This is a genomic window from Kitasatospora sp. NPDC022856, from assembly GCF_055561235.1.
In genome coordinates, this window is record NZ_JBVHHE010000003.1 from 170,826 (window position 1) to 193,518 (window position 22,693).

Below are 22,693 nucleotides of genomic sequence, written 5' to 3' on the forward strand. Positions count from 1 at the left end.
ATGGCGGACCAGCACGACCACCAGCACGACCACGACCACGAGCCCGCGCAGGGTGAGGCCCAGCCGGTGAAGGTGGTCGGCGAGGAGCCGGACCTCTCGAAGGGCACCGCGCGTCCGATCACCGTCTACGGCAACCCGGTGCTGCACCGGGAGGTCAAGACCGTGACGGCCTTCGACGGCGAGCTGTCGGGGCTGATCGACGACATGTTCCAGTCGATGTACGCGGCCGAGGGCGTGGGCCTGGCGGCCAACCAGATCGGCGTGGACCTCAAGGTGTTCGTCTACGACTGCCCGGACGACGAGGGTGTGCGCCACATCGGCCACGTCATCAACCCCGTCCTGGAGGAGCTGCCGGCCGGCAGCAAGCGGGTGCTGGACGACGGCAACGAGGGCTGCCTGTCGGTGCCGACCGCGTACGCCGAGCTGCCCCGGCCGGACTACGCCGCGGTGACCGGCCAGGACAAGGACGGCAACCCGATCCGGGTCGAGGGCACCGGCTTCTTCGCCCGCTGCCTGCAGCACGAGACCGACCACCTGTACGGGTTCCTCTACATCGACAAGCTGTCGAAGCGGGACCGCAAGGACGCGCTGCGGCAGATGGCCGAGGGCACGCCGCGGTACGCGACGGTGTCGAACGGCTGACGTGTCACGGAAGGGCCGGTGCGCGCGCACCGGCCCTTCCGCGCGGGTGCCTACCGCGGCACGAACAGCCACTCCGGGCCGTAGGTGAAGCGGGGGGCGGCGGGCAGCTTGACGCCGTTGATCTGCTGGGCGGTCCGGCGCATCTGGCCCATCTGCCCGATCGCCGGGCCGATCGAGTCGGGGCCGGCGTCGCCCCAGGCGCCTTCGAGGGCGTACAGCATGTCGCTGTAGTGCTGGTTGAAGGTCGCCAGGAGGGTGGCGGTGGGCTGGTCGGGCTCGTTGCCGGGGCTGTTGGCCCAGCCGCCCAGGGGGACCCGGGCGACCGGGGAGGTGTCCGGCAGCGGGACCTCCGGGCCGGTGAACCCGTACTTCTTCGTCCCCTCGTCGAGGACGAGCTTGCGGCCCTCGGCGATCTCCTTGAAGGCGTAGTAGTGGGCGAGTTCGCCCGGGGCACCGGGGAAGGGGTTCTCCGGCGAGGCGTCCGTGCCCTCCCCCTGCGACTGGATGACGTGGATGGCGGCCAGCACGTCGTCGATGGTGTTCATCGGGACGATGTCGTTGCCGGCGCCGTGGCTCGACCCGAGCGGGAAGCTCACCTGCCGCTGCCCGGTGAGCAGGTGGGCGAAGGTGGGGAAGACGTTCGCGATCCGCTGGTAGAAGGCGCCGATGGTGTTGCCGTCGGCGGCGAAGGCGAGCGGGTGCTCGGGCTTCTCGATGTCGGCGAACAGGCCCGCCGACTCGCGGGTCAGCCCGCTCAGGTAGACCTCCAGGCCGGGGTTGACGCCGCCGGGGAGCTCACCGGGGTACTTGGGGACGGTGAGCGGGTCGGTGAGGACGACCGTGCCGCCGATGCTGGTGAGCATGTTGCAGACCAGGCCGAAGTGCGACATCTCGTCGAAGACGATCTCGCGGATGGTGTGGCGCACCGGCTTGGAGTTGTCGGGGTCGGTGATCGACCAGAGCGCGGTGGCGTAGGGCGGGATGGTGGACAGCTCCAGCATGATCGCCCGCTGGAGCGCGTCCTTGAGTTCCTGCTCCGTCCAGTCCTCCTCCGCCATGCTCATGAGCTGGACGATGGCGTCGCTCCGGTAGTCGAGGATTCCGGTCGGCACGGTGGGCCCCTTTCGTTCGGCTGTGGCCGGACCGTAGCGGGGGACGGCACCGTCCGTATGCGTGCCGTTCCGGTGGGGCCCGGCGGTTTCATTCGGACGAGCGAACGACGCCGCCCCGCCCGGTGCGAACACCGGGCGGGGCGGCGGCTGTTGGCCGGGCACCCGGAGGAGCGGGACCGGGCGGGCCGGGCGGGCCTAGAAGTCGTCGTCGAAGGAGACCGAGCCCTCGACGGCGACCTGGTACGCGGAGACCCGGCGCTCGAAGAAGTTGGTCAGCTCCTGGACGTTCTGCAGCTCCATGAACCCGAAGGGGTTGGTGGAGCCGTAGCGGATCGGCAGGCCGAGGCGGGCGAGCCGCTGGTCGGCCACCGCCTGCAGGTACTCGCGCATGGACTCGGTGTTCATGCCCGGCAGGCCCTCGCCGCAGAGGTCACGGGCGAACTGGAGCTCGGCCTCGACGGCCTCCTCCAGCATCTCGGTGACCTGCTGGGCCATCTTCTCGTCGAAGAGGTCGGGCTCCTCCTCGCGGACGGTGTCCACCACCGACATCGCGAAGTCCATGTGCATGGACTCGTCCCGGAACACCCAGTTGGTGCCGGTGGCGAGGCCGTGCAGCAGGCCGCGGCTGCGGAACCAGTACACGTACGCGAAGGCGCCGTAGAAGAACAGGCCCTCGACGCAGGCCGCGAAGCAGATCAGGTTGAGGAGGAACGCGCGGCGGTCGTCCTTGCTCCGCAGCGAGTCGATGTGGTCGACCGCGTTCATGTACTTGAAGCAGAACTGGGCCTTCTGGTGGATGGAGGGGATGTTCTCCACCGCGGCGAAGGCCGCGTTGCGGTCCTCGGGATCGGGCAGGTAGGTGTCGAGCAGCGTCAGGTAGAACTGGACGTGCACGGCCTCCTCGAACAGCTGCCGGGACAGGTAGAGCCGGGCCTCGGGGGAGTTGATGTGCTTGTAGAGGCTCAGCACCACGTTGTTGGAGACGATCGAGTCACCGGTGGCGAAGAAGGCGACCAGCCGGCCGATCATGTGCCGCTCGCCGTCGCTCAGCTTGGCGAGGTCGGCGACGTCGGAGTGCAGGTCCACCTCCTCGACGGTCCAGGTGTTCTTGATCGCGTCCCGGTAGCGGTCGTAGAACGACGGGTACCGCATCGGCCGCAGGGTCAGCTCGAAGCCGGGGTCGAGCAGCATCTTCTCGCGGTCGGGACGGGCTTCGGGGGTGGTGCTCACTGGCAGGCCTCGCAGGACTCGGGGTTCTCCAGGGAGCAGGCCAGCGCGGCCTCCTCCTCCGGGCTGAGGGTCGGGGACGCCACCGGCACCGGCGCGGCGGCGCGGGCGGTGCCCGAGGCGGCCTGGGCGATCCGGGTGGCGGGCCGCGACCGCAGGTAGTAGGTGGTCTTCAGACCGACCTTCCACGCGTACGCGTACATCGAGCTCAGCTTGCCGATGGTGGGCGCCGCCATGAAGAGGTTCAGCGACTGGCTCTGGTCGATGTACGGCATCCGGGCGGCGGCCAGGTCGATCAGCGCGCGCTGGGGCAGCTCCCAGGCCGTGCGGTACAGCGAACGGACCTCGGCGGGCAGCCAGTTGAGGTCCTGGACGGAGCCGTTGGCGTCGCGCAGCGCGTCCCGGGTCTGCTGGTCCCAGACGCCGAGCTCCTTCAGCTCGCGCACCAGGTACGGGTTGACCTGGAGGAACTCGCCGGAGAGGGTCTCGCGCTTGAACAGGTTGGAGACCTGCGGCTCGATGCACTCGTACACACCGGCGATCGAGGCGATCGTGGCGGTGGGGGCGATGGCGAGCAGCAGCGAGTTGCGCAGACCGGTCTCGGCGATCCGGGCGCGCAGCGCCTCCCAGCGGCCGGCCCACTGCGGCGCGGCCGAACCGAAGTGGTCGATGTGCAGCTCGCCGCGGGCGGCGCGGGTCTCGCCGTAGGCCTCGTGGCGGCCCAGCCGCTCGGCCAGGTCGGCGGAACGCTCGTACGCGGTGAGCATGATGCGCTCGGCGATGAGGGTGGAGAGGGCCTTCGCCTCGGCGGAGTCGAAGTCCAGGCGGAGCTGGAAGAAGACGTCCTGGAGGCCCATCACGCCGAGGCCGACCGGGCGCCAGCGCGAGTTGGACGCGCCGGCCTCGGGGGTCGGGTAGAAGTTGATGTCCACCACGCGGTCGAGGAAGGTGACGGCGGTGCGGACGGTGGCGTCCAGGCGGTCCCAGTCCATCGCGTTCAGCAGGTCGGCGGCGGTGGCACCGGGGGCGACGTGGGCGCCGAGGTTGACCGAGCCGAGGTTGCAGACGGCGGTCTCGGAGTCGTCCGTGACCTCCAGGATCTCGGTGCAGAGGTTGGAGCTGTGCACCGTGCGGCCGGGCAGCGCGGTCTGGTTGGCGGCGCGGTTGGAGGCGTCCTTGAAGGTCATCCAGCCGTTGCCGGTCTGCGCCAGGGTGCGCATCATCCGGGAGTAGAGGGTCTGCGCCGGGATGGTGCGGACGGCCTTGCCGGCCTGCTCGGCCTTCAGGTACGCCTCGTCGAACTCGGCGCCCCAGAGGTCGACCAGCTCGGGCACGTCGGCGGGGGAGAACAGCGACCAGTCGGCGTTCGCGTTGACGCGGCGCATGAACTCGTCCGGGATCCAGTGCGCCAGGTTGAGGTTGTGGGTGCGGCGCGCCTCCTCACCGGTGTTGTCGCGCAGCTCCAGGAACTCCTCGATGTCCGCGTGCCAGGTCTCCAGGTAGACGCAGGCCGCGCCCTTGCGGCGGCCGCCCTGGTTGACCGCGGCGACCGAGGAGTCGAGGGTGCGCAGGAACGGGACGATGCCGTTGGACTTGCCGTTTGTGCCCCGGATCAGGCTGCCGCGCGAGCGGATCCGCGAGTAGGACAGGCCGATGCCGCCGGCGTGCTTGGAGAGACGGGCGATCTGGGCGTACCGGGAGTAGATCGAGTCCAGGTTGTCCAGCGGCGAGTCCAGCAGGTAGCAGCTCGACATCTGCGGGTGCTTGGTGCCGGAGTTGAAGAGCGTCGGCGAGGAGGTCAGGTACTCCAGCCGGCTCATCAGGCCGTACAGCTCGGAGACCTCGCGCACCGACTGCTCGTTGTCGCCGACCGCCAGACCACAGGCGACGCGGAGCAGGAACTGCTGCGGGGTCTCGACGACCTTGCGGGTGATCGGGTGGCGCAGCAGGTACCGGGACTGGACGGTGCGCAGGCCGAAGTACTCGAAGCGGCCGTCGCCCTCGGGGTCGATCAGCGCGTTCAGGGCGGTGGCGTGCTTGGCGACGAAGTCGGCGGTGGAGTCGCCGATCAGGCCCTCGGCGTGGCCGACCGCGATCGAGTCCGAGAAGGTGACCGAACCCTGGCTCACCGCCTCGTCGACGATCTCCAGCGCGAGCAGTCGCGCGGCGAGCTTCGAGTACTGCGGGTCCTCGGCGATCATCGACGCTGCGGCGTCCACGGCCAGCCCGCGCAGCTCGGCGAAGTCCGAGCCGGCGTGGCGGCCGCGCAGCGCGGCGGCGGCGACATGGCCGGGGTCCACCTGGGGGAGGTCGGCGCTGCGGTCGGTCAGCAGCCGGAGCAGTGCGCCACCGGGGTCGGACACCGTCGGGTCGACGGGGGCGGAGCTGGAACCCTGGGCGGGCAGGGTGACTGAGGCAGCGGTGGTCAAGGCGCTCTCTCCTGGCGGCGATCGGCGTCGGCGGTGGCTCGGGCCGGACCGTTCGGGGCAGGGGAGCACGGCGCGCCGGCCCGGAGGCGGCGCGCGACGGTGGCATCCCCGGCCCGCCCGCGAGGCCCGGAAGTGGTGCTGGTGCGAAAGGCCTCTGCGGGGAGGCCAGGCGGCACGCCGTCGGCAGGTATTCGGACTCGCGGGCTCTGTCGGAGCCGCCCGCACACCGCTGCGGGGCAGTCCCGGACTCGCACCGGGTTCCCCTGCGTCGACAGCAGGGATGAGCATACATCTAGTGGTGTCCGCTCGATGCGACCCCACATGTTGTGCGGCGTCGCGTGTCGACGTGATCGCAGGTGGTACCGGTGAGAGGCCTTTCCCGGGCTGTTCCGGGGCCGTTCCGGGGCTGCGGCCGGCCCCCGGCCGCCCGCCGCGGGGGCCGGCGCCGGGAGCCGCCGCAGGGTCGTTCCAGGGCCTTCGCGGACCACGGCGCAGGGCGTCACCGGGACTGCCCGGGGCCCGGCCGGTGTTCGGATTCGGAAACGGATCGGCCACCGGGCAGGCCCGCCGTCAGGGGCATGCCCTACGATCTCGGCTCATGAGGGAGCGGAGCCAGCGGGTCGTCGACACCGACGTGATTCGCGGAGCGGCCGCCGAAGGCAGTGAGGGGGGCGCATGAGCGACGGAACGGGCACGCCCGGGGAGTGGAGCGGCCGACCCGGCTCGCCGGGGCAGCAGCCGCCCCCTCCCGCCGGGCCGGGTGGCGCGCAGAACCAGCAGCCGGGCACGCCCGGACAGCCGCCGCAGGGCCCGCCGCCCGCGCCGTACCCCGGCGCGCCGCAGCCGGTGCCGCCGGCCCCGGGCGGGTTCGGTCCGCCGCCCGCCTCGTACGGGCCGCCGGTGCCCGCGCCGCAGCCGGTCCAGCCGCCGGTGCCGTCCGTGCCGCAGCCGCAGCCGCCGCAGCAGGTCCAGCCGCCCGTGCCGCAGCCGGTCCCGCAGCAGCCGGCGCCGGTGCAGCCGCAGCCCCAGCCCCCGGTGCACCAGCAGCATGTCCAGCCGCAGCCGCCGCAGCACCAGTGGCAGCCGCAGCCCCAGCACCCCCAGCCCGTGCCGCAGCACGCCGAGCCGGACTGGGCCGCCCTCGCGGACCGGAACGAGGCGGAGGCCAAGCGCAAGGGCCGGACGCGGATCATCGGCGGCGTGGTCGCCCTCCTGGTGGTCGGCGGCCTGGTCGCCGGCGGCCTGCTGTTCCTGAACAAGGGCGACGACAAGAAGCCGGTCGCGGATCCCACCGGCGCCGCCACGGCGGCCACCCAGCCGCCGGCGCCCACGGCGTCCGGCAAGGCGTCCCCGACGGCCACCCCGAGCGCCACGCCCGAGGACCCGTCGAAGCCGCTCTGGGAGGCGACCACCGACCCGGCTCCGCAGGACGCGGCGGCGCTCTTCTCGGCGCTCACCGTGACGGTCAACGGCGCCACCTGGAACCGCACCGTGGTCTCGCTCGACTCGCCCTGCTGGGACGGCAACTCCACGGTCGGCGGCCTCGGCAAGGTCCTCGGTGACCAGGGCTGCCGCCAGGTGCTCCGGGCCACCTACGTCTCCGGCGACAGCGCGGTGACGGTCGGCGTCGCGGTCTTCGACCACAAGCAGCAGGCCGAGACCGCGGTGAAGAACTACGTCGGCCACCTCAAGGGCGCCGCGGCCCCCGGCTCGCCGGCGTTCTGCACCACCCCCGGCTGCACCAACACCAAGGGCACCCTGGGCCGGTACGGCTTCTTCACCGTCGAGGGCTCCGCCAAGGGCGGCAACACCGCGGACGCCGCCGCGACCGCGGCCGCCGCGGGCTTCGACGAGCACGTGAAGAACCAGCTCCTCCAGCGCACCAAGGCGGCGGGCGGCGCACCGGCCGCCACCCCGGCGGGCTGACGGTCCGCCCGGTTCGGCCCGGTTCCGGCCGGGCCCGCCCCGGTTCGCGCCCGGCGGGTCCGCTCGCCCCGGCCCCGGGGGATGTGGCAGGCTCACCGCCTGTCAGTCGTACACGTGTTCCGGTTGTGACGGCGCAGGCCGGTGCCGGTGAGCATCCGGAGGAGTGTCCGTGGCCCTGCCCCGCGCGCTGCGTGCCAAACCGGCCGTGCTGGCCGCGGCCGGCGCGCTGCTCGCCGCCGGCGCGGTGGTGCTGGTCGGCCAGGACGGCCGGGCCGACGGCGACCGCCGGGACGCGCCCGCCCGCAGCACGCTCACCCTGGGCGGCGCCGGGCGCACCCTGGCGCCGGAGGTCGGCCGCGAGCTGCTGGCCCGCGACCCGCAGGCCTCGCCCAACGCGCGGGCCGTCCAGCAACTCCTCGCCGACCTGGAGAGCGCGGCCCGCGCCGGCCGCTCCGGCGGGACGGTGATCGGCCAGCACGTCGAGGCGCACAACGAGCTCTACAACCCCGACTACGGGGACTACCGGGGGACCAAGCCGGTCGGCTACTACTACAAGAAGGCCGCCGACATCACCGGCCGGCTGCCCGGCTTCGTCGAGACCGACCTCGGCCCCGGCTACGGCCAGAACGGCTGGGGCGTCGGCAACCCGCGCTCCTACTCGGCGGGCCGCTGGCCGGCCTGCGCGGTCGGCTGGCAGTACACCGACGACGCCGTCGACCTGATGACCGCCGTCTGGTCCGGCCACCCGCGCCCGGACGACGGCAGCTACGGGGCGTCGGGCACCCGGAAGAACTGCGACGGCACCAGCACCGAGCTGCCCGACAACGGCGGCGGCCCGGCCGGACTGGTCGGGATGTCCTTCCACGAGCCGTACCCGGGCTCGGACGTGAAGTCCTTCGACCGGGTGCTCTGCTCGGCCTCGCCCGGCGCGAAGGACCCGGGCTGGTTCGGCCGGGTCGTCGACAGCGCCGGCGACACCCCCGAGTACCGCGCGCTGCTGACGGACCTCTCCTTCCTGGCGGACCACCTGGAGTACCTGGCGGCCCACGACGTGCCGGTGCTGCTGCGGCCGTACCACGAGATGAACGCGGCCGACTGCGCCCGCGGCTTCTGGTGGTCGGGCCGCAAACCCGCCGACTACCAGGCGCTCTGGCGGATCACCTACCACTACCTGGTGGAGACCAGGGGCCTGCACAACCTGCTGTTCGCCTGGACGCCGGTCTCCTGGGACGGCGCCCCGGGCGTCGATCCGTGGGACTACTACCCGGGCGCGCGGTACGTCGACGTGGTCGGGGTGGACGACTACAGCGGCAGCCCGGCGCACCCGATCGGCACCGGCGAGGTGTGGACCAAGCGCTACTACGACGGCCTGGCCGGCTACGGCAAGCCGCGGATCCTGGCCGAGTCCTTCGCCGTGCCGGTCAACTCCCGCCAGCCGGACACCCTGCGGCGGACCCCGTGGACGATCTGGACGGTCTGGGGGCAGTCGCTGACGGCGGACAACCTGACCCCGGACCAGCCCCGCAACTCCAACGCCGACGTCAAGGCCACCTACGGCAACGGCCTGGCGCTCACCGGCGGCTCCGGCCCGTTCGGCGCGGACGTCGACTGGAGCGGTCTGCACGTCCGGTGAACCGGCCGGCCTCGTCCGTGAGATCGACAACACGTCCGCACCCTCCTGAACCGGGGGAATTCCTGGTCCGTTCGCGCGTGTGGCATCCTGTGGCCCGGAATCGAACGGGTTGAAGCCGGGTGCGCCCGGCAGGGGCGGGGGTACGGGAGATGACACAGGCGCGTCCTGACCGTCCGGCCGGTGGCCTCGCGGTGGCCTGGGGGGCGGTGATGCTCGGCTGGGCGGCCTACAACTGCTTCTGGCAGGTCGGCTTCGCCACCTACGCCAAGGGCGTCTTCTACTACGGCGGCTCCTCGGTGGGCGCCGAGACCGGCAGCCTCAACTTCGCGGTGCTGTACCTGACCTCCGGCATCCTGCTGCTGCGCGGGCGGGACTGGGCGCGCGGCGTGGTGGTCGGCGTGGCGCTGGTCGAGGGCTACAACCGGGTGCGCAGCCTGACCGGCGCGCTGCTGGACGCCCCGCAGCGCCGGTGGTTCACCGGCACCACCGAGGGCTGGCTGAAGCTGGCGACCTTCGGGCTCGGGGTGGCCGTCACCGCGACGCTGGCGGTGCTGCTGGTCGTCTCGCTGCGCCGGACCGGATCCCGCTGGGCACCGGCGCCGGGCCCGTGGGCGGCCGCCGGGCAGCCCTCGCCGTTCCAGCCGCTGCCCGCCCAGCAGCCGGGGCAGCAGCCCGGCCAACTGCACTGGTCGCTGCTGCAGACGCTGCCGCAGGACCAGGCTCCCGGCCACCCGCCGACCCAGCCCCAGCAGCCCGCGCAGGCCTGGCCGCAGCCCCAGCAGGCTCCGCAGCCCCCGCAGCCCCAGCAGGCTCCGCAGCCCCAGCAGCCTCCGCACCCCCCGCACGACCTGACGCAGCCCGGCTGGACCCCGCCGCCGGCCGCCGTCCCGCCGCAGCCCCCGCAGCCCCAGCACTCGTGGCCGGCCCCGCCGGTGACGCCCGGGCCGGTTCCGCCGGCCCCGGGGACGCCGCCCTACCCGGGGTAGCGAGCAGGACCCGCCGGCCCGGACCGGCGGGGTGAACGGACAGACGCAACAGACGAGGAACGACTTTCGCCATGACAGCACCAGCACCCGCGCGGACGGTACTCACCACGTCCCGCGAGGCCGCTCGGCTCGCCGACCGGCAGATGTCGTGGAAGCCGCGCATCGTCCCGTTCTACCTCTCGTTCGTGATCATCTTCGGCTTCTCGCTCTGGGCGTACGTGCCCAACCCGACCCCGCTCGGCTGGGCGATCACGATCCTCTGGGGCATGCCGGTCTTCGGCGTGCTGATCGGCTTCCAGGGTGTGCTGATGGTCCGCCGCCGGCTGCGCAAGGCGAACCGGATGACCCCGGCGGTGCCGGTCGACGACGACTACCTGATCGTCCTGGTGCCGACCATCGGCCGGCACGACACCTACCCGGCGCTGGAGCGCTCGGTGCTGTCGTACGTCGACCACCTGCCCGCCTACTTCCCGTGGATGCGGGTGGACATCCTCACCGAGGAGGGCTGCGCGGCCGGCGAGAAGATCGACGAGCTCGCCGCCCGCAACCCGCTGATCCGGGTGGTGACCGTCCCGAAGGCCTACCAGACGCCCAACGGAACCAAGTTCAAGGCCCGCGCCAACCACTACTCGCACGAGCTGCGGATCGAGGAGGGCGAGGCCGAGGACGACGTCTGGGTGCTGCACATGGACGACGACACCGGGGTCGGGCCGGACACCGCCGCCGCGGTGGCCCAGTTCATCAACCGGCAGCGCCGGGCCGGGGACGACGCCAAGCACATGGCCCAGGGGATCCTGACGTACCCCCGGGAGAACGCCGTCTCCACCTTCACCTGGCTCGCCGACGCGATCCGCCCGGCCGACGACATCGCCCGCTTCCGCGCGATGACCGGGACCGGGACGCCGATCGCCGGCGTGCACGGCGAACTGCTGCTGGTGCGCTCCTCGGTGGAGGCCACCATCGGCTGGGACTTCGGCCCCGACACCATCGTCGAGGACGCCCAGATGGCGCTCAACTTCTGCGTGCGCTACCCCGGCCGCAGCGACTGGTTCAACGGCCGCTGCTACGGCGCCTCGCCGGCCGGCCTCAAGGACTTCCTCAAGCAGCGCGAGCGCTGGGCCTGGGGCCTGGTGGCGCTCTGCTTCAACAAGAGCATCCCGCTGCGGTTCCGGCTGTTCATCGGGATGGGCATGGTCAGCTGGGTGCTCGGACCTCTCCAGCACGTCGGCCTGGTGCTGCTGATCGCCTGGTTCACCGGGACGATGAACACCTCGCCGGTGACCCAGTCGGTGGTGCTGATCTGGTCGATCAACTTCGCCTACGTGATCTGGACGTACTGGGAGGGCCTGCGCCTGAACGTGGTGGGCTCGGCCGACCACCGGCGCAAGTGGTGGGAGCCGATGGCGGTGGTGGCGGCCATCCCGCTGTTCTCCCTGCTGGAGGGCTGGGGCGGGATGCGGGGACTGATCAAGTTCCTGCGCCGCGAGGAGAACAAGTTCGTCGTCATCGCCAAGCCGGCCTGACCGGCGACCAGGGACTGCTGCCAGATATGAAACGCTTCGTCATCTTCATCCTGCCGACCGTCGTGCTCGGCCTCACCGTGGGCGTGCCGATCGTCTGGGGCGACCACCCGATCAAGTTCGACCACAAGCGCCCGACCGAGGTGCACTGGGCCGGTGCCCCGGCCGAGCAGGGCCGGGTCTGGGGCTTCGGCAAGGACGCGCCGCCGGAGGACACCGGGCCCAAGGTGGCCCGGCCGTGGGCGAAGGGCAGCCCGGAGTGGGGCGTCCAGGTGTACTGGCTGGACGACCCGGCCGACCCGGAGAGCTTCGTCCAGGGCAAGGCGGACCGCATCGTCAAGTACGTGGTCGGCCTGAACGCCAACGCGCTCTCGGTGTCCTTCCCGTTCTACACGGTGGGCAGCAAGTCCAACGCGGTCGCCGCCCGGCCGACCACCCCGAGCCCGGACCGGCTGGCGATCCTGCTGGACACCGCGCACCGGGCGGGCCTGCGCACCACCGTCCGGCCCCTCCTGGACGAGGAGTCGCTGAAGCCGGCCAACAACGGCTGGCGCGGCAACATCGCCCCCACCGACCGGGACGCCTGGTTCGCCAGCTACGCGGCCTTCCTGGCGCCCTACCTGAAGGCGGCCGAGGAGCACGACGCGACCGAGTTCACCATCGGTACCGAGTTCAACTCGCTGGAGGCCGACCCGCACTGGGCCCCGCTGGTCGAGCAGGCCGGGAAGACCTTCCACGGCGAGGTGGCCTACGACGCCAACTGGGACAACTGGTCCAAGGGCGCCGTCGCGGTGCCGACCGGGCGCACCGGCGTCGACGCCTACTTCCCGGCCAGGTCGGCCGGGGACGACGCCACCCCGGCCGACCTGGCGGCCAGCTGGAACAGCTGGCTGGACAAGCGAGGCAAGGGCCCGCAGCCGACCACCAAGCTGACCGAGGTGGGTATCCCGGCCCAGAAGGGCGCCTACAAGACGCCCGGTGACTTCTACACCAAGCGCGAGCTCAACGAGCCCGTGCAGGCCACCTGGTTCACCGCGGTCTGCCAGGTGGCGCAGGAGCGGAAGCTGGCCGGACTGTACTTCTGGTCGCTCTACTTCGGCATCGACCCGACCCTGCCCACCAACCAGGACACCCCGCGGATGGACTTCGCCGGGCGCCCCGCCTCCGAGCAGGCGATCCGCGACTGCTTCGCGCAGACCTACGCCGTCCCGGAGGCCGCGGCCGGCTGACCGGCCGGCGGGGTCGCCGCCCGGCTCGGGCCGGTGGTGGGCTTGCGGGACGGCGTGGTGGTGGGCTTGCGGGACGGGGTCGTCGAGTGGCTCGGGGACGGCTGCTCGGTCGGGGTGGCCTGTTCGGTGGCCGGCGGGGCGGTCGGCGTCGCCGGGGCGGTCGGCGTCGGCTGGGGAGCCGGCGCATCCGGCGGCCGGACCCCGGCCAGCGCGTCCGCGATCTGCTGCTCCAGCCACGGCGTCACCAGCCGCATGCCGGCCGGCGTGAGGTGCACGCCGTCGGTGGCGGGGGAGACCAGGTGGCCGTTCCGGTCCTTCCAGAGGCAGCTGCCGCCGGGGCAGTAGAAGGCGTTCAGGTCGAGCAGCTGGACGGCGCCGCCGGAGGCCTTCACGAAGTCGCCGACCTGCTGGTTGTAGCAGGTGCCCCAGGTCTTGCTGATCGCGCCGTTCTGCACCCGCTCGTTCATCAGCAGCACCCGGGCACCGTGCGCGCGCTCACGGACCAGGTCCGTCGCCTGGGTGAGCTGGGCGGTGTACCGGGTGCGGTAGTCCTCGTCGCAGGGGTTGAGCCAGCTGCCGTCCAGGTACTGCTCGGCGGCGTCCCAGCCGAGGTGCAGGACGACCGCCTGCGCCTGGACGCCGTCCAGGCTCTTCGCCCAGAGCGCGGTGCGGTCGCGGCAGTCGTCCGTGGTGTCGAACTCCACCCGGGAGGTGCCGCGGACCTTCTCGGAGCCGAACACGCCGCAGCCGCTGATGCCGCCGTCGACCACCCGGAAGCGGTCGCCGTGCCGGTACAGGCCGGTGGCCAGGTCCTCGGAGAAGGAGTCGCCGAGGGCGAGTACCAGCGGCTTGTCGGCGGGGCCGCCGCGCATGTCGTGCTCGACCCAGGCGGGCAGGTACCAGGCGCCGGCGGTGGCCGTCAGCGCGGCGGCGGCCAGCAGCGGGACGGTCGGCAGCGGCCGCCAGCGCAGCACCCGCAGCCGCTCGGTGCCGGTGTGCAGCAGCCAGGCCAGCACCCACGAGACGGGCGCGCCGATGGCCAGCAGCAGCGCCGGCGAGATGTCGTCGACGAACCGCTGGAGCAGCCAGTAGACCGGCAGGTGCAGCAGGTAGAGGCTGTAGGAGATGGTGCCGGTGAGCCGCAGCGGCGGCAGTGCGAGGAGCCGGACCAGCGGACCGCGGTCGTGGCAGAGCGAGGCGGCGAGGACGGCCGAGAGCACCGCGACGCCGGCCAGCCCGCCCCGGTAGAGCCAGGGCTCGTGGTAGTTGTCCACGCTGAGGCTGGCCCAGACCAGGCCGCCCAGCGCGAGGGTGCCGACCACGGTGGGCAGCACCGTGCTCCCGGCCCCCGGACGGCCGGGCGAACGCCGCTGGGCCCGCGAGCCCGACTCCGGACCCTCCTGGACCGTGCGGCGCAGCCGCAGGTAGACCACGAAGGCGGCGGCGGCGCCGGCCGCGAAACCGACCGCGCGGGACTCGGTGCCCAGGTAGAGCCGGTCGCTGTTGGAGCCGTTCCACATCAGCGGGGCGACGGCGGCGGCGCCGGCGAACAGCACACCGGTCACGATGCCCGCGGCCTTGAGCGAGCGGCGGCAGACGGCGTAGATCAGCAGCAGCAGCAGCGGCCAGACCACGTAGAACTGCTCGGTGATGCTGAGCGACCACATCGCGGCCAGCGGGTCGATGCCGGCGAAGTGCTGCCAGTAGGCGTCACCGCGCTCCAACTGCGCCCAGTTGGCGACCTGGGCCAGCGCGGCCAGCGCCTGCGGGCGCAGCTCCTTCACGTCCTTGAGCGGGCTGAGCAGGGCCGAGACGAGGACCACCAGGAGCACGGTGACCAGCAGGCCGGGCAGCAGCCGCTTGGCCCGACGGCGGTAGAAGACGCCGAGGGCGATGCCGTCGGTGCGGTCCAGCTCCCGGATCAGGACCAGGGTGACCAGGAAGCCGGAGAGGACGAAGAAGGCGTCCACACCGAACAGGCCGTTCTGGAACCAGTTGGTGTGGTAGAGCAGCACGGAGGCGATGGCGAGGCCGCGCAGGCCGTCCACCGCCTTGAAGCGCACCGACGGCGGAACCGGCCGCCGGGGGGCGGGCGGCTCCGCGGGGATCGCGTACCGGCTGCCGCGCGGCGCGGGGATCCCGCGCGCCTCGCGCATGTCCTGCAGGGTGGGTCCGCTCGCCGCGGAGGGCGCGCCGATGCCGGGCCCGTCGTACATGAGGTGCTGCTCCTCTGATCGATGGGCTACCACGACGTGTCTCGATCAGAGGTTTATATCAAAAGAGCGGCCTGATCGTTCGTCGGCCGCCGGGGCAGCCGGCCGATCCGGTCCCCGGCCCGCCGCTCCGCCGCCCCCTGACCGGCGGGCCGGCCCGCGGCCGGACCGCCCCCGGTGGGCCGTCAGAAGGCCATGCTGTAGACCATCAGGTCCATCCCCGGGTACGGCGCCCAGTCGCGTTCCGGGGTCCGGCGGAAGCCGATCCGCTCGTAGATGCGGTGGGCGGCCGTCATGTCGGGGCGGGTGGAGAAGGCCATCCCGGCCAGGCCGAGTTCGCGGCTGCGGGTCAGGGCGGCGCGCACCAGGCTCTCGCCGACGCCCCGGCCGCGGGCGGCCGACGCGGTGGCGAGCATCCGGATCTCGCCCTCGTCCGGGGTGGCGATGTCGGCCCACTCGGTGCCGCCCACGGCGAAGGTCACGCAGCCGAGCACCCGTCCTTCGGCCGCGTCGACCGCGACGAGGAGCTCGGCCTCCCGGGCCCGGCGGGCGGTGTCCCGCAGGAGGTCGACGTACTGGCTCTCGGGCGAGGTGTAACCGTCGCCGACGAAGGCCTCGACGGTGACGTGGCCGGCTGCTTCGAGGTCCGCTTCGCGGGCCGGGCGGATGACGATGTCCATCCGGTCAGTGTGCCGGAGCCGCGTCCGGCGGCGGGCGCCGGGGCGGCCGCCCGCGGACCGGTGGCAGCGGCCGCCGCGGGGCCGGCGACGGCGGGGGTGGTGGTGGCGGCCGGGTCGGCGTCGGGGCGCAGCGAGGCGGCCGGCATGGTGCCGTAGAGCCGGTCGGGCAGCGCCGGGTCGACGGGGTACCCGCCGGGCCGGTGCCAGTTGTCGCGGCCGGTGGCGGCGCCGCGGGCCACGTCGCGCCCGATCAGGGTGCCGAGCAGTCCGAAACCGCCGACGGTCCCGACCAGGGCGAGTGCACTTGCGAGCGTGTCGGAGTCCATGGCTCCACTCTCGCGGCGCGGCAGGCCGGCCACGAGTGGCAGGAATGCCCGATCCCATCGAAATCCTGCCACCGGGCCCTTCCCCGCGGGCTCCCCGGGGAGGCATCCTGGGCGGCATGCTGAAGAACGTGGTCGCGGTGGTGCTGGAGGAGCTCCACCCCTTCGAACTCGGGGTGGCCTGCGAGGTCTTCGGCCTGGACCGCAGCGCGGACGGCCTGCCCCGGTACGACTTCGCCGTCGCCGGTGCCCGCCCCGGGCCGCACCGCACCCACGCCGGCTTCTCGGTGGACGTGCCGTACGGCCCGGAGCGGCTCGCCGGGGCCGACCTCGTCGTGGTGACCGCCACCGGGGTGCGCCCGCACTACCCGGAGCCGCTGGTGGACGCCGTGCGCGCGGCGGTGGAGGGCGGTGCCAGGGTGCTCTCGATCTGCAGCGGCGCCTTCGTGCTCGGCGCCGCGGGGCTGCTGGACGGCCGCCGCTCGACCACGCACTGGCGGCACACCGCGGAGCTGGCCGCCCGGTTCCCGCGGACCACCGTCGAGCCGGACGTGCTCTACGTGGACGACGACCCGGTGATCACCTCGGCCGGCACGGCGGCGGGCATCGACGCCTGCCTGCACCTGGTCCGCCGGTTCCAGGGCGCCGAGGTGGCCCGGGGGATCGCCCGACGGATGGTGGTGGCCCCGCACCGGGAGGGCGGCCAGGCCCAGTTCGTCGCCCGGCCGCTGCCCGAGGGGGACGGCGAGTCCCTCGCGCCGCTGCTCGACTGGATGCGCCACCACCTGGACGAGGAGTCCACCGTCGAGCAGTTGGCGGCCCGGGTGCACCTGTCGCCGCGCACCTTCGCCCGCCGCTTCCAGCAGGAGACCGGCACCACCCCGCACCGCTGGCTCACCGGGCAGCGGCTGCTGCTCGCCCAGCGGCTGCTGGAGAGCACCGCCGAGCCGGTCGACGCGATCGCCGCGCGCTGCGGCTTCGGCAACGCCGCCACCCTGCGGCACCACTTCGGCCGCCGGCTCGGCACGACCCCGCTGGCGTACCGCCGCTGCTTCGCCGAACCGGCGGCCGGCTGACGGCGGCCCGCCCGGGCCCGCCGCCGTCGGCCGACGGCCCGCGGCCTCAGCCGAGCGTCAGGTGCCCGGTGTCGTTCCAGTGCGCCGGGCGCAGCCGCCCGGCCTCGGCCCGCCACAGGCTGGTGGAGCAGTTGCGGACCGTGTCCAGGGCCGTCAACTGCGCCTCGGTGAGCCGGTCCAGCGCGTAGCGGAGCATCAGCACCGTACAGTCGTGCGCGACCAGCAGGACCGGTCGCCCGGCCTCCTCCGCGCAGATGTCGCGCAGCACGCTGCGCACCCGCAGGGCCACGTCCGCCCAGGACTCCCCGCCGGGCGGGCGGTAGTAGAGCTCGCCCATCTTGCGGCGTCTCGCGGCCTCGTCCGGGTGCCTGGCCTCGATCGCGGCCTTGGGCAGCATCTCCAGGATGCCCAGCTCCCGGTCGCGCAGCCGCTCGTCGTAGCGGACGGCGAGCGAGACCGGTACCGCGCCCAGCCCGGCGGCCTGGGCCAGCGCGATCCGGGCGGTCTCGGTGGTGCGCTCGTAGGGGGAGCACCAGACGCTGCGCGGGCGGTCGGCGCTGGGCAGGCCGGCCCACCAGCGGCCGAGCGCCTGGGCCTGCTGCCGGCCCTGGAGCGAGAGCGGGATGTCGGCGTCGCGGCAGCTGATCGGCACGCTCAGCGCGCCGGCCGCCTCGGCGAGCTGGAACTCGACGTTGGCGGTGGACTCGCCGTGCCGGGTGGCGATCAGCACGGACGGCAGCGGGCCGGGGGCCGTCACCGGCGCGGTGTGCGGGGCGGGCGCCGCCGGGTAGGGCGCCGCGGTGACCTGCGGGCCGGGCCGGTGGGTGGACTGGTGCTGACCGTTGAGTGTGGTGCCGAGCTCTGCCATCGCCGCTGCTCCCCGTGGGTCGATCGGGTGCCGGCCGGATGCCGGTCCGGTCTGGTGGTGCCCTGCGTGTGCGGCCGTTCATACATATGATCGCGCCGCCTCCTCCAGTGTTCACGGAGGAGGCGGCGCGGTCACAGGGCGCGCGCGGAGCGAATCAGTGCGCCGCCACGGGCTCCGGCGCGTTCTTCAGCTCTTCGTCGCCGGATTCGGCGCTGTAGTCGCCCGGCCGGGTCTCGTCCGGCCCGTCCGGCGCCTTGACCGCCCGGAGCACCAGGGTGAGCACCACCGAGACGACCAGGTTGAGCACGAAGGCGGTGAGGCCGATGTAGCCGAGCTCGCCGATGCCGGGGATCTCGGCGGCGTTCCCGCCGAAGTGCTTGGTGGCGGGGCTGGCGATGTCGTACGCCTCCCAGGTGCCGTAGATCATGCCGACCGCCCAGCCGGCGAACAGCGCCCAGTGGTGGAACCACCGGGTGAACAGGCCGCCGACGATCGAGACGAAGGTCTGCAGGATCCACAGCCCGCCGAGCAGCTGCAGGTTGATGGCCGCCTGCTTGTCCATGCTGAGCACGAAGACCAGCGCGCCGACCTTGACCAGCAGCGAGGCCAGCTTGGCGACCCTGGTCTCGTCGGCGGGGGTGGCGGCCGGCTTCAGGAACTCCTTGTAGACGTTGCGGGTGAAGAGGTTGGCCGCCGCGATCGACATGATGGCGGCCGGCACCAGCGCGCCGATCCCGATCGCCGCGAAGGCCACGCCGGTGAACCAGTCCGGGAACATGTTCTCGAACAGCTGCGGCACCGAGAGCTGGGCGTTGAACTTCTTGTCGCCCTTGCCGATGCCGGCCGCGATCGCCATGAAGCCGAGCAGCGCCAGCAGGCCCAGCATCAGCGAGTAGGCGGGCATGATCGCCATGTTGCGGCGGACGGTGTTGCGGGACTTCGAGGCCAGCACGCCGGTCACCGAGTGCGGGTACATGAAGAGCGCCATCGCCGAGCCGATCGCCAGCGTGGCGTACGTCCACTGCTTGTTCTCGGGCACGGTGAGCGAGCCGGCCGACTTGGGAGCGCTGAACTTCTCGCCGACGGCGTCGAAGATGTGCCCGTAGCCGCCGAGCCGCAGCGGGATGTAGATCACCGCGACGATGATCACGATGTAGATCAGGGCGTCCTTGACGAAGGCGATCAGCGCCGGCGCCCGCAGCCCGGAGGAGTAGGTGTAGGCGGCCAGCACGCCGAAGGCGATGAAGAGCGGCAGGTCCTTGACGAACCAGTTGGCGTTCTCCCCGCCGCCGACGCCCAGCACGTCCAGCACCGCCTGGATGCCGACCAGCTGGAGCGCGATGTAGGGCATCGTGGCCAGGATGCCGGTCAGCGCCACGACCAGGGCGAGCGGCTTGGACCCGTACCGCCCGCGCACGAAGTCGGCCGGGGTGACGTAGCCGTGCACCCGGGAGACCGACCAGAGCCGGGGCAGGAAGAGGAAGACCAGCGGGTACGCGATGATCGTGTACGGCACCGCGAAGAAGCCGGCCGCGCCGGTCGCGTAGACCGCCGCCGGGACGGCGACGAAGGTGTAGGCGGTGTAGAGGTCGCCGCCGAGCAGGAACCACGTCACCCAGGTCCCGAAGCTGCGGCCGCCCAGGCCCCACTCGTCCAGGTGCAGGGCGTCGTCGGCCCGGCGCCAGCGCGAGGCCATGAAGCCCATCACGGTGACCAGCACGAAGAAGAGGACGAAGACGGTCAGGGCCGGTACGTTGACGCCGCTCATCGTGCGCCACCCGCCCTGCGGGCCTTCTCGTCCCGGTTGATCAGCAGGTACGCGGCCACCGTGAAGACGGCCGAGACCGGCACCCAGAGCAGCTGGTACCAGTAGAAGAAGGGCACCCCGCCCGCCTCGGGGTCGGTCTTGTCGTACGAGGACACCCAGAGCATCGCGACGATCGGCACCAGCAGGGCGAGCCCGGCCAGGACCCGTTCCGGGGTCACCGCCGGCACGGCCGCCGGGCCCGGTGGCTCGGGCATGACAGGTTCGGTGGCAGCAGGATCTGACGACATGGTTCGGCTCCGCTCCAGAGGGCTCACCCCGACGGCGCCGCAGCCCCGGAGCACCGCACAGCCCCCCGGAACCCGCCGAGCAGCACCACTGGTGATCGACAGTCAATACGGCTGCGAAATCTAGAGCATGGCGTGATCTGTGTCACCGGGAACGACAGAACTTCCCGCATTCCGGACGCTCCGCGCGCCGGGGCGGGCCGCCGCGCGCCGGGCCCGTGCACGAAGGCACCGGCGTACGCCGTGCGTACGCCGGTGCCGGGAGAGCGGTGGGGGAGCGGCCGGAAGCCTACTCGGGGCGCTTGAGCCGGGTGATGAACTTGTACCGGTCGCCGCGGTAGATGGACCGCACCCACTCGACCGGGTCGCCGTCCGCGTCGAAGGAGTGCCGGGCGAGCTGGAGCATCGGCAGTCCGAGGTCGGAGCCGAGCAACCCGGCCTCGCGCGGGGTGGCCAGGGTGGTCTCGATGGTCTCCTCGGCCTCGGCCACCGTCACGCCGTACACCTCGCGCAGGGCCGTGTACAGCGAGTTGTGCTTGGCCAGGTTGCGGCGCAGGGCCGGGAAGCGCTTCGCGGAGAGGTGGGCGACCTCGATGGCCATCGGGTCGCCGTTGGCCAGCCGCAGGCGCTCGATCCGCAGCACCCGCCCGCCGGGCTTGATGTCCAGCAGCGGGGCCAGCCGGTCGTCGGCGGTGATGTAGCCGATCTCGATCAGCCGGGAGGTGGGCTCCAGGCCCTGGGCGCGCATGTCCTCGGTGTAGGAGGTGAGCTGGAGCGCCTGGGCGACCTTGGGCTTGGCGACGAAGGTGCCCTTGCCCTGGATGCGCTCCAGCCGCCCCTCGACCACCAGCTCCTGGAGGGCCTGGCGGACGGTGGTGCGCGAGGTGTCGAACTGGGCGGCGAGTGCCCGTTCGGGCGGTACCGGGGTACCGGCCGGCTGGGTCTCGGTGAGCTGCAGCAGATGCCGCTTGAGGCCGTAGTACTTGGGCACCCGCGCGGTGGCGTCCGCGCCGGTCTGCGCGGGGAGGTTCTTCACCTGGGGGTCGTTGACCTGGGCCGTGCTGCCCCCGTCGCTGCTCATCGGACCTGTCTCCCGCTTCTCGCGGGGTCTTTGGGCGCCCCGCCGCATCGTTAACAACTCACATCGTTGCATGTATGGCTACGGAACGAATACCTCATCACGCGATGAACGATGTGCGGTGTCGGCTTGATAACGGGTGGTCCGGATCGGTCTAAGAGCCGTTGACAGGCCCATTGGTCTAGGCCAAGCTCCAGGCATCTGGTCTACACCACTAGATCGGTAACTATGAATCCCCCCACCCGTTCGATGGGGTCCGCGGCACCTTTCCTCCCGCTTTATGTGGGTCTGCCGCTGCCACCCGACGGGGGTCACTCAGGCATCCCTCAGGAGGATGGCGTGAAGCGTCAGCTCATCGCGGCGGTCGGCGTCGCAGCAATGGTCGTCGGCCTGGCGGCTTGTGGTTCGGACGCCAAGAGCGACGGCGACAAGGCCGGCTCGTCCTCGTCCGCCGCCAAGAACTACAGCGGCAAGACGCTCAAGGTGTGGCTGATGTCCGGCTCGGCCCCCAAGGGCTGGGACGACGCGGTCAAGACCGAGTTCGAGTCCACCTACCCGGGCTCCAAGGTCGAGTACCAGATCCAGGAGTGGACCGGCATCGGCCCCAAGGTCACCGCCGCGCTGTCCGAGGGCTCGGTCGACGTCCTCGAGGTCGGCAACACCCAGACCGCGGGCTACGCGGCCACCGGTGGTCTCCTCGACATCACCAAGGACAAGGCCGCCCTGGGCGGTGCCGACTGGAACGACAACCAGAGCGAGTCCGCGATCCTGGACGGCAAGCAGTACGCCGCCCCGTGGTTCGTGACCAACCGCGTGGTCGCCTACAACAAGGAGATCTGGGGCAAGGCGAACATCACCACGCCGCCGAAGACCCTGGACGAGTTCTACGCCGACCTGGAGAAGGTCAAGGCCGTCCCCGGCGTCACCGACCCGATCTACATGCCGGGCCAGGAGTGGTACACCTACTTCGGTCTGCTCACCAGCGAGGGCGGCAAGCTGGCGAAGAAGGACGGCGACAAGTGGGCCGGCGGTCTGTCGACCCCCGAGGCGCAGAAGGCCTTCGACACCTACAAGAAGCTGCAGAGCTACTCGGCCACCGCCGCCAAGGACGGTGACGAGGCCAAGCCGCAGCAGAAGGACGTCTTCGCCAAGGGCGACATCGGCTCGATCATCGGCCTCGGCTGGGAGATCCCGACCGAGAAGGAGATGCCGAAGGAGAAGATCGGCTACTTCCCGCTCCCGGGCAAGACCGCCGACAAGGCCTCCGGCGTGTTCCTCGGCGGCTCGAACCTGGCCATCGCCCAGGCGAGCAAGAACACCGACATGGCCAAGGACTTCCTGAAGATCGCCCTCAACGACAAGAACGAGGGTCTCGTCGCGGGTGCCGGCAGCATCCCGAACAAGAAGTCGCTGGACGACAAGGTGGTCGGCGACTTCGCCGCCGCCGCCAAGGTCGCCGCCTCCTCCGGCGGGATCACCCCGACCACGCCGAACTGGGCGAGCGTCGAGAACAACCCGAACCCCATCAAGGAGTTCCTGACCGGCGCCCTGACCGGTGACTACGCCGCCGCCGCCAAGAAGGCCGACGACGAGATCGCCAAGCGTCTGAACGCCAAGCAGTAGTAGTCGAGCGGCGTCGCTCACCGGCCCCCGGCGGGGGGCCGGTGGGCGGCGCCTGTCCGTCGTGGTCAGGTTCCAG

General features: G+C 72.2%; 17 protein-coding genes and 1 riboswitch. Of the genes, 8 read left to right on the plus strand and 9 right to left on the minus strand.

All coding sequences use genetic code 11. The features are described from left to right. Entirely contained in the window at positions 1 to 642 is a 642-nt protein-coding gene (gene def / locus ACZ34W_RS05695; RefSeq protein ID WP_465602041.1) for a peptide deformylase, read from the plus strand. Positions 643 to 692: 50 nt separating this feature from the next. Here the strand turns inward: def and ACZ34W_RS05700 are convergent, their stop codons facing one another. From ACZ34W_RS05700 to ACZ34W_RS05710, 3 genes are all read right to left on the minus strand, one after another. Then, complete coding sequence (locus ACZ34W_RS05700) at positions 693 to 1,754, minus strand: ferritin-like domain-containing protein (RefSeq protein ID WP_465602043.1); 1,062 nt, start codon at positions 1,752 to 1,754, stop codon at positions 693 to 695. Between the two features lie 195 nt (positions 1,755 to 1,949). Further along, positions 1,950 to 2,945: a ribonucleotide-diphosphate reductase subunit beta gene (locus ACZ34W_RS05705; protein WP_329492241.1), complete on the minus strand. Its 996-nt coding sequence runs from the start codon at positions 2,943 to 2,945 to the stop codon at positions 1,950 to 1,952. A 35-nt stretch (positions 2,946 to 2,980) separates the two neighbouring features. Further along, positions 2,981 to 5,386, minus strand: a complete 2,406-nt coding sequence (locus ACZ34W_RS05710) for a ribonucleoside-diphosphate reductase subunit alpha (protein WP_465602183.1) — start codon at positions 5,384 to 5,386, stop codon at positions 2,981 to 2,983. Between the two features lie 189 nt (positions 5,387 to 5,575). Beyond that, positions 5,576 to 5,702: riboswitch (cobalamin riboswitch) on the minus strand. Positions 5,703 to 6,085: 383 nt separating this feature from the next. Here ACZ34W_RS05710 and ACZ34W_RS05715 point away from each other — a divergent pair. The 5 genes from ACZ34W_RS05715 (at position 6,086) to ACZ34W_RS05735 (ending at position 12,704) form a co-directional block, all read left to right on the plus strand. Next, positions 6,086 to 7,336, plus strand: a complete 1,251-nt coding sequence (locus tag ACZ34W_RS05715; RefSeq protein WP_465602045.1) for a hypothetical protein — start codon at positions 6,086 to 6,088, stop codon at positions 7,334 to 7,336. A gap of 169 nt (positions 7,337 to 7,505) precedes the next feature. After that, positions 7,506 to 8,969 carry a glycoside hydrolase family 26 protein gene (locus tag ACZ34W_RS05720; protein WP_465602048.1) on the plus strand — a complete coding sequence of 488 codons (1,464 nt, stop codon included), beginning with the start codon at positions 7,506 to 7,508 and terminating at the stop codon, positions 8,967 to 8,969. A 149-nt stretch (positions 8,970 to 9,118) separates the two neighbouring features. After that, a complete protein-coding gene (locus tag ACZ34W_RS05725; RefSeq protein ID WP_465602050.1) occupies positions 9,119 to 9,955 on the plus strand; it encodes a hypothetical protein in 837 nt (278 codons plus the stop codon). Positions 9,956 to 10,026: 71 nt separating this feature from the next. Then, the gene (locus ACZ34W_RS05730; protein WP_329489538.1) at positions 10,027 to 11,478 is read left to right on the plus strand and encodes a glycosyltransferase family 2 protein; all 1,452 of its coding nucleotides are present in this window, start codon (positions 10,027 to 10,029) and stop codon (positions 11,476 to 11,478) included. A 26-nt stretch (positions 11,479 to 11,504) separates the two neighbouring features. Further along, positions 11,505 to 12,704, plus strand: coding sequence for a glycoside hydrolase family 113 (locus ACZ34W_RS05735; protein ID WP_465602053.1), 1,200 nt, complete (start codon positions 11,505 to 11,507; stop codon positions 12,702 to 12,704). Here ACZ34W_RS05735 and ACZ34W_RS05740 read toward each other — a convergent pair. Then, entirely contained in the window at positions 12,674 to 14,920 is a 2,247-nt protein-coding gene (locus ACZ34W_RS05740; protein ID WP_465602055.1) for an acyltransferase family protein, read from the minus strand. The two genes, ACZ34W_RS05735 and ACZ34W_RS05740, sit on opposite strands and share 31 nt — an antisense overlap. Before the next feature lie 182 nt (positions 14,921 to 15,102). Continuing rightward, on the minus strand, positions 15,103 to 15,597 hold the full coding sequence (locus tag ACZ34W_RS05745) for a GNAT family N-acetyltransferase (RefSeq protein WP_329489541.1): 495 nt from the start codon (positions 15,595 to 15,597) through the stop codon (positions 15,103 to 15,105). A 442-nt stretch (positions 15,598 to 16,039) separates the two neighbouring features. Here ACZ34W_RS05745 and ACZ34W_RS05750 point away from each other — a divergent pair, with 442 nt between their 5' ends. Then, positions 16,040 to 16,996 carry a helix-turn-helix domain-containing protein gene (locus tag ACZ34W_RS05750; protein WP_329489542.1) on the plus strand — a complete coding sequence of 319 codons (957 nt, stop codon included), beginning with the start codon at positions 16,040 to 16,042 and terminating at the stop codon, positions 16,994 to 16,996. Positions 16,997 to 17,042: 46 nt separating this feature from the next. On the opposite strand, the gene ACZ34W_RS05755 is transcribed toward ACZ34W_RS05750, so the two are convergent. The 4 genes from ACZ34W_RS05755 to ACZ34W_RS05770 all read right to left on the minus strand — a co-directional run bounded on the left by ACZ34W_RS05755 (position 17,043) and on the right by ACZ34W_RS05770 (position 20,997). Next, positions 17,043 to 17,864, minus strand: coding sequence for a histidine phosphatase family protein (locus ACZ34W_RS05755; protein ID WP_329489543.1), 822 nt, complete (start codon positions 17,862 to 17,864; stop codon positions 17,043 to 17,045). A gap of 154 nt (positions 17,865 to 18,018) precedes the next feature. Next, positions 18,019 to 19,632, minus strand: coding sequence for a monocarboxylate uptake permease MctP (mctP, locus tag ACZ34W_RS05760; protein ID WP_465602058.1), 1,614 nt, complete (start codon positions 19,630 to 19,632; stop codon positions 18,019 to 18,021). Further along, positions 19,629 to 19,886 carry a DUF3311 domain-containing protein gene (locus tag ACZ34W_RS05765; protein ID WP_465602061.1) on the minus strand — a complete coding sequence of 86 codons (258 nt, stop codon included), beginning with the start codon at positions 19,884 to 19,886 and terminating at the stop codon, positions 19,629 to 19,631. Before ACZ34W_RS05765 ends, mctP begins: the two co-directional genes overlap by 4 nt. Positions 19,887 to 20,205: 319 nt before the next feature. Continuing rightward, a complete protein-coding gene (locus ACZ34W_RS05770; protein ID WP_329489546.1) occupies positions 20,206 to 20,997 on the minus strand; it encodes a GntR family transcriptional regulator in 792 nt (263 codons plus the stop codon). Between the two features lie 336 nt (positions 20,998 to 21,333). On the opposite strand from ACZ34W_RS05770, the gene ACZ34W_RS05775 reads away from it, so the two are divergent. Then, the gene (locus tag ACZ34W_RS05775) at positions 21,334 to 22,617 is read left to right on the plus strand and encodes an extracellular solute-binding protein (RefSeq protein ID WP_329489547.1); all 1,284 of its coding nucleotides are present in this window, start codon (positions 21,334 to 21,336) and stop codon (positions 22,615 to 22,617) included. Positions 22,618 to 22,693: the final 76 nt, after the last annotated feature.

Bases quoted from the DNA above. Each gene is read 5' to 3' on its own strand.
- ACZ34W_RS05705 (WP_329492241.1), bottom strand. From the start codon at position 2,945: ATGCTGCTCGACCCCGGCTTCGAGCTGACCCTGCGGCCGATGCGGTAC.
- ACZ34W_RS05715 (WP_465602045.1), top strand. From the start codon at position 6,086: ATGAGCGACGGAACGGGCACGCCCGGGGAGTGGAGCGGCCGACCCGGC.
- ACZ34W_RS05735 (WP_465602053.1), top strand. From the start codon at position 11,505: ATGAAACGCTTCGTCATCTTCATCCTGCCGACCGTCGTGCTCGGCCTC.
- ACZ34W_RS05725 (WP_465602050.1), top strand. From the start codon at position 9,119: ATGACACAGGCGCGTCCTGACCGTCCGGCCGGTGGCCTCGCGGTGGCC.
- mctP (WP_465602058.1), bottom strand. From the start codon at position 19,632: ATGAGCGGCGTCAACGTACCGGCCCTGACCGTCTTCGTCCTCTTCTTC.
- ACZ34W_RS05730 (WP_329489538.1), top strand. From the start codon at position 10,027: ATGACAGCACCAGCACCCGCGCGGACGGTACTCACCACGTCCCGCGAG.
- ACZ34W_RS05755 (WP_329489543.1), bottom strand. From the start codon at position 17,864: ATGGCAGAGCTCGGCACCACACTCAACGGTCAGCACCAGTCCACCCAC.
- ACZ34W_RS05745 (WP_329489541.1), bottom strand. From the start codon at position 15,597: ATGGACATCGTCATCCGCCCGGCCCGCGAAGCGGACCTCGAAGCAGCC.
- ACZ34W_RS05740 (WP_465602055.1), bottom strand. From the start codon at position 14,920: ATGTACGACGGGCCCGGCATCGGCGCGCCCTCCGCGGCGAGCGGACCC.
- ACZ34W_RS05770 (WP_329489546.1), bottom strand. From the start codon at position 20,997: ATGAGCAGCGACGGGGGCAGCACGGCCCAGGTCAACGACCCCCAGGTG.
- def (WP_465602041.1), top strand. From the start codon at position 1: ATGGCGGACCAGCACGACCACCAGCACGACCACGACCACGAGCCCGCG.
- ACZ34W_RS05750 (WP_329489542.1), top strand. From the start codon at position 16,040: ATGCTGAAGAACGTGGTCGCGGTGGTGCTGGAGGAGCTCCACCCCTTC.
- ACZ34W_RS05765 (WP_465602061.1), bottom strand. From the start codon at position 19,886: ATGCCCGAGCCACCGGGCCCGGCGGCCGTGCCGGCGGTGACCCCGGAA.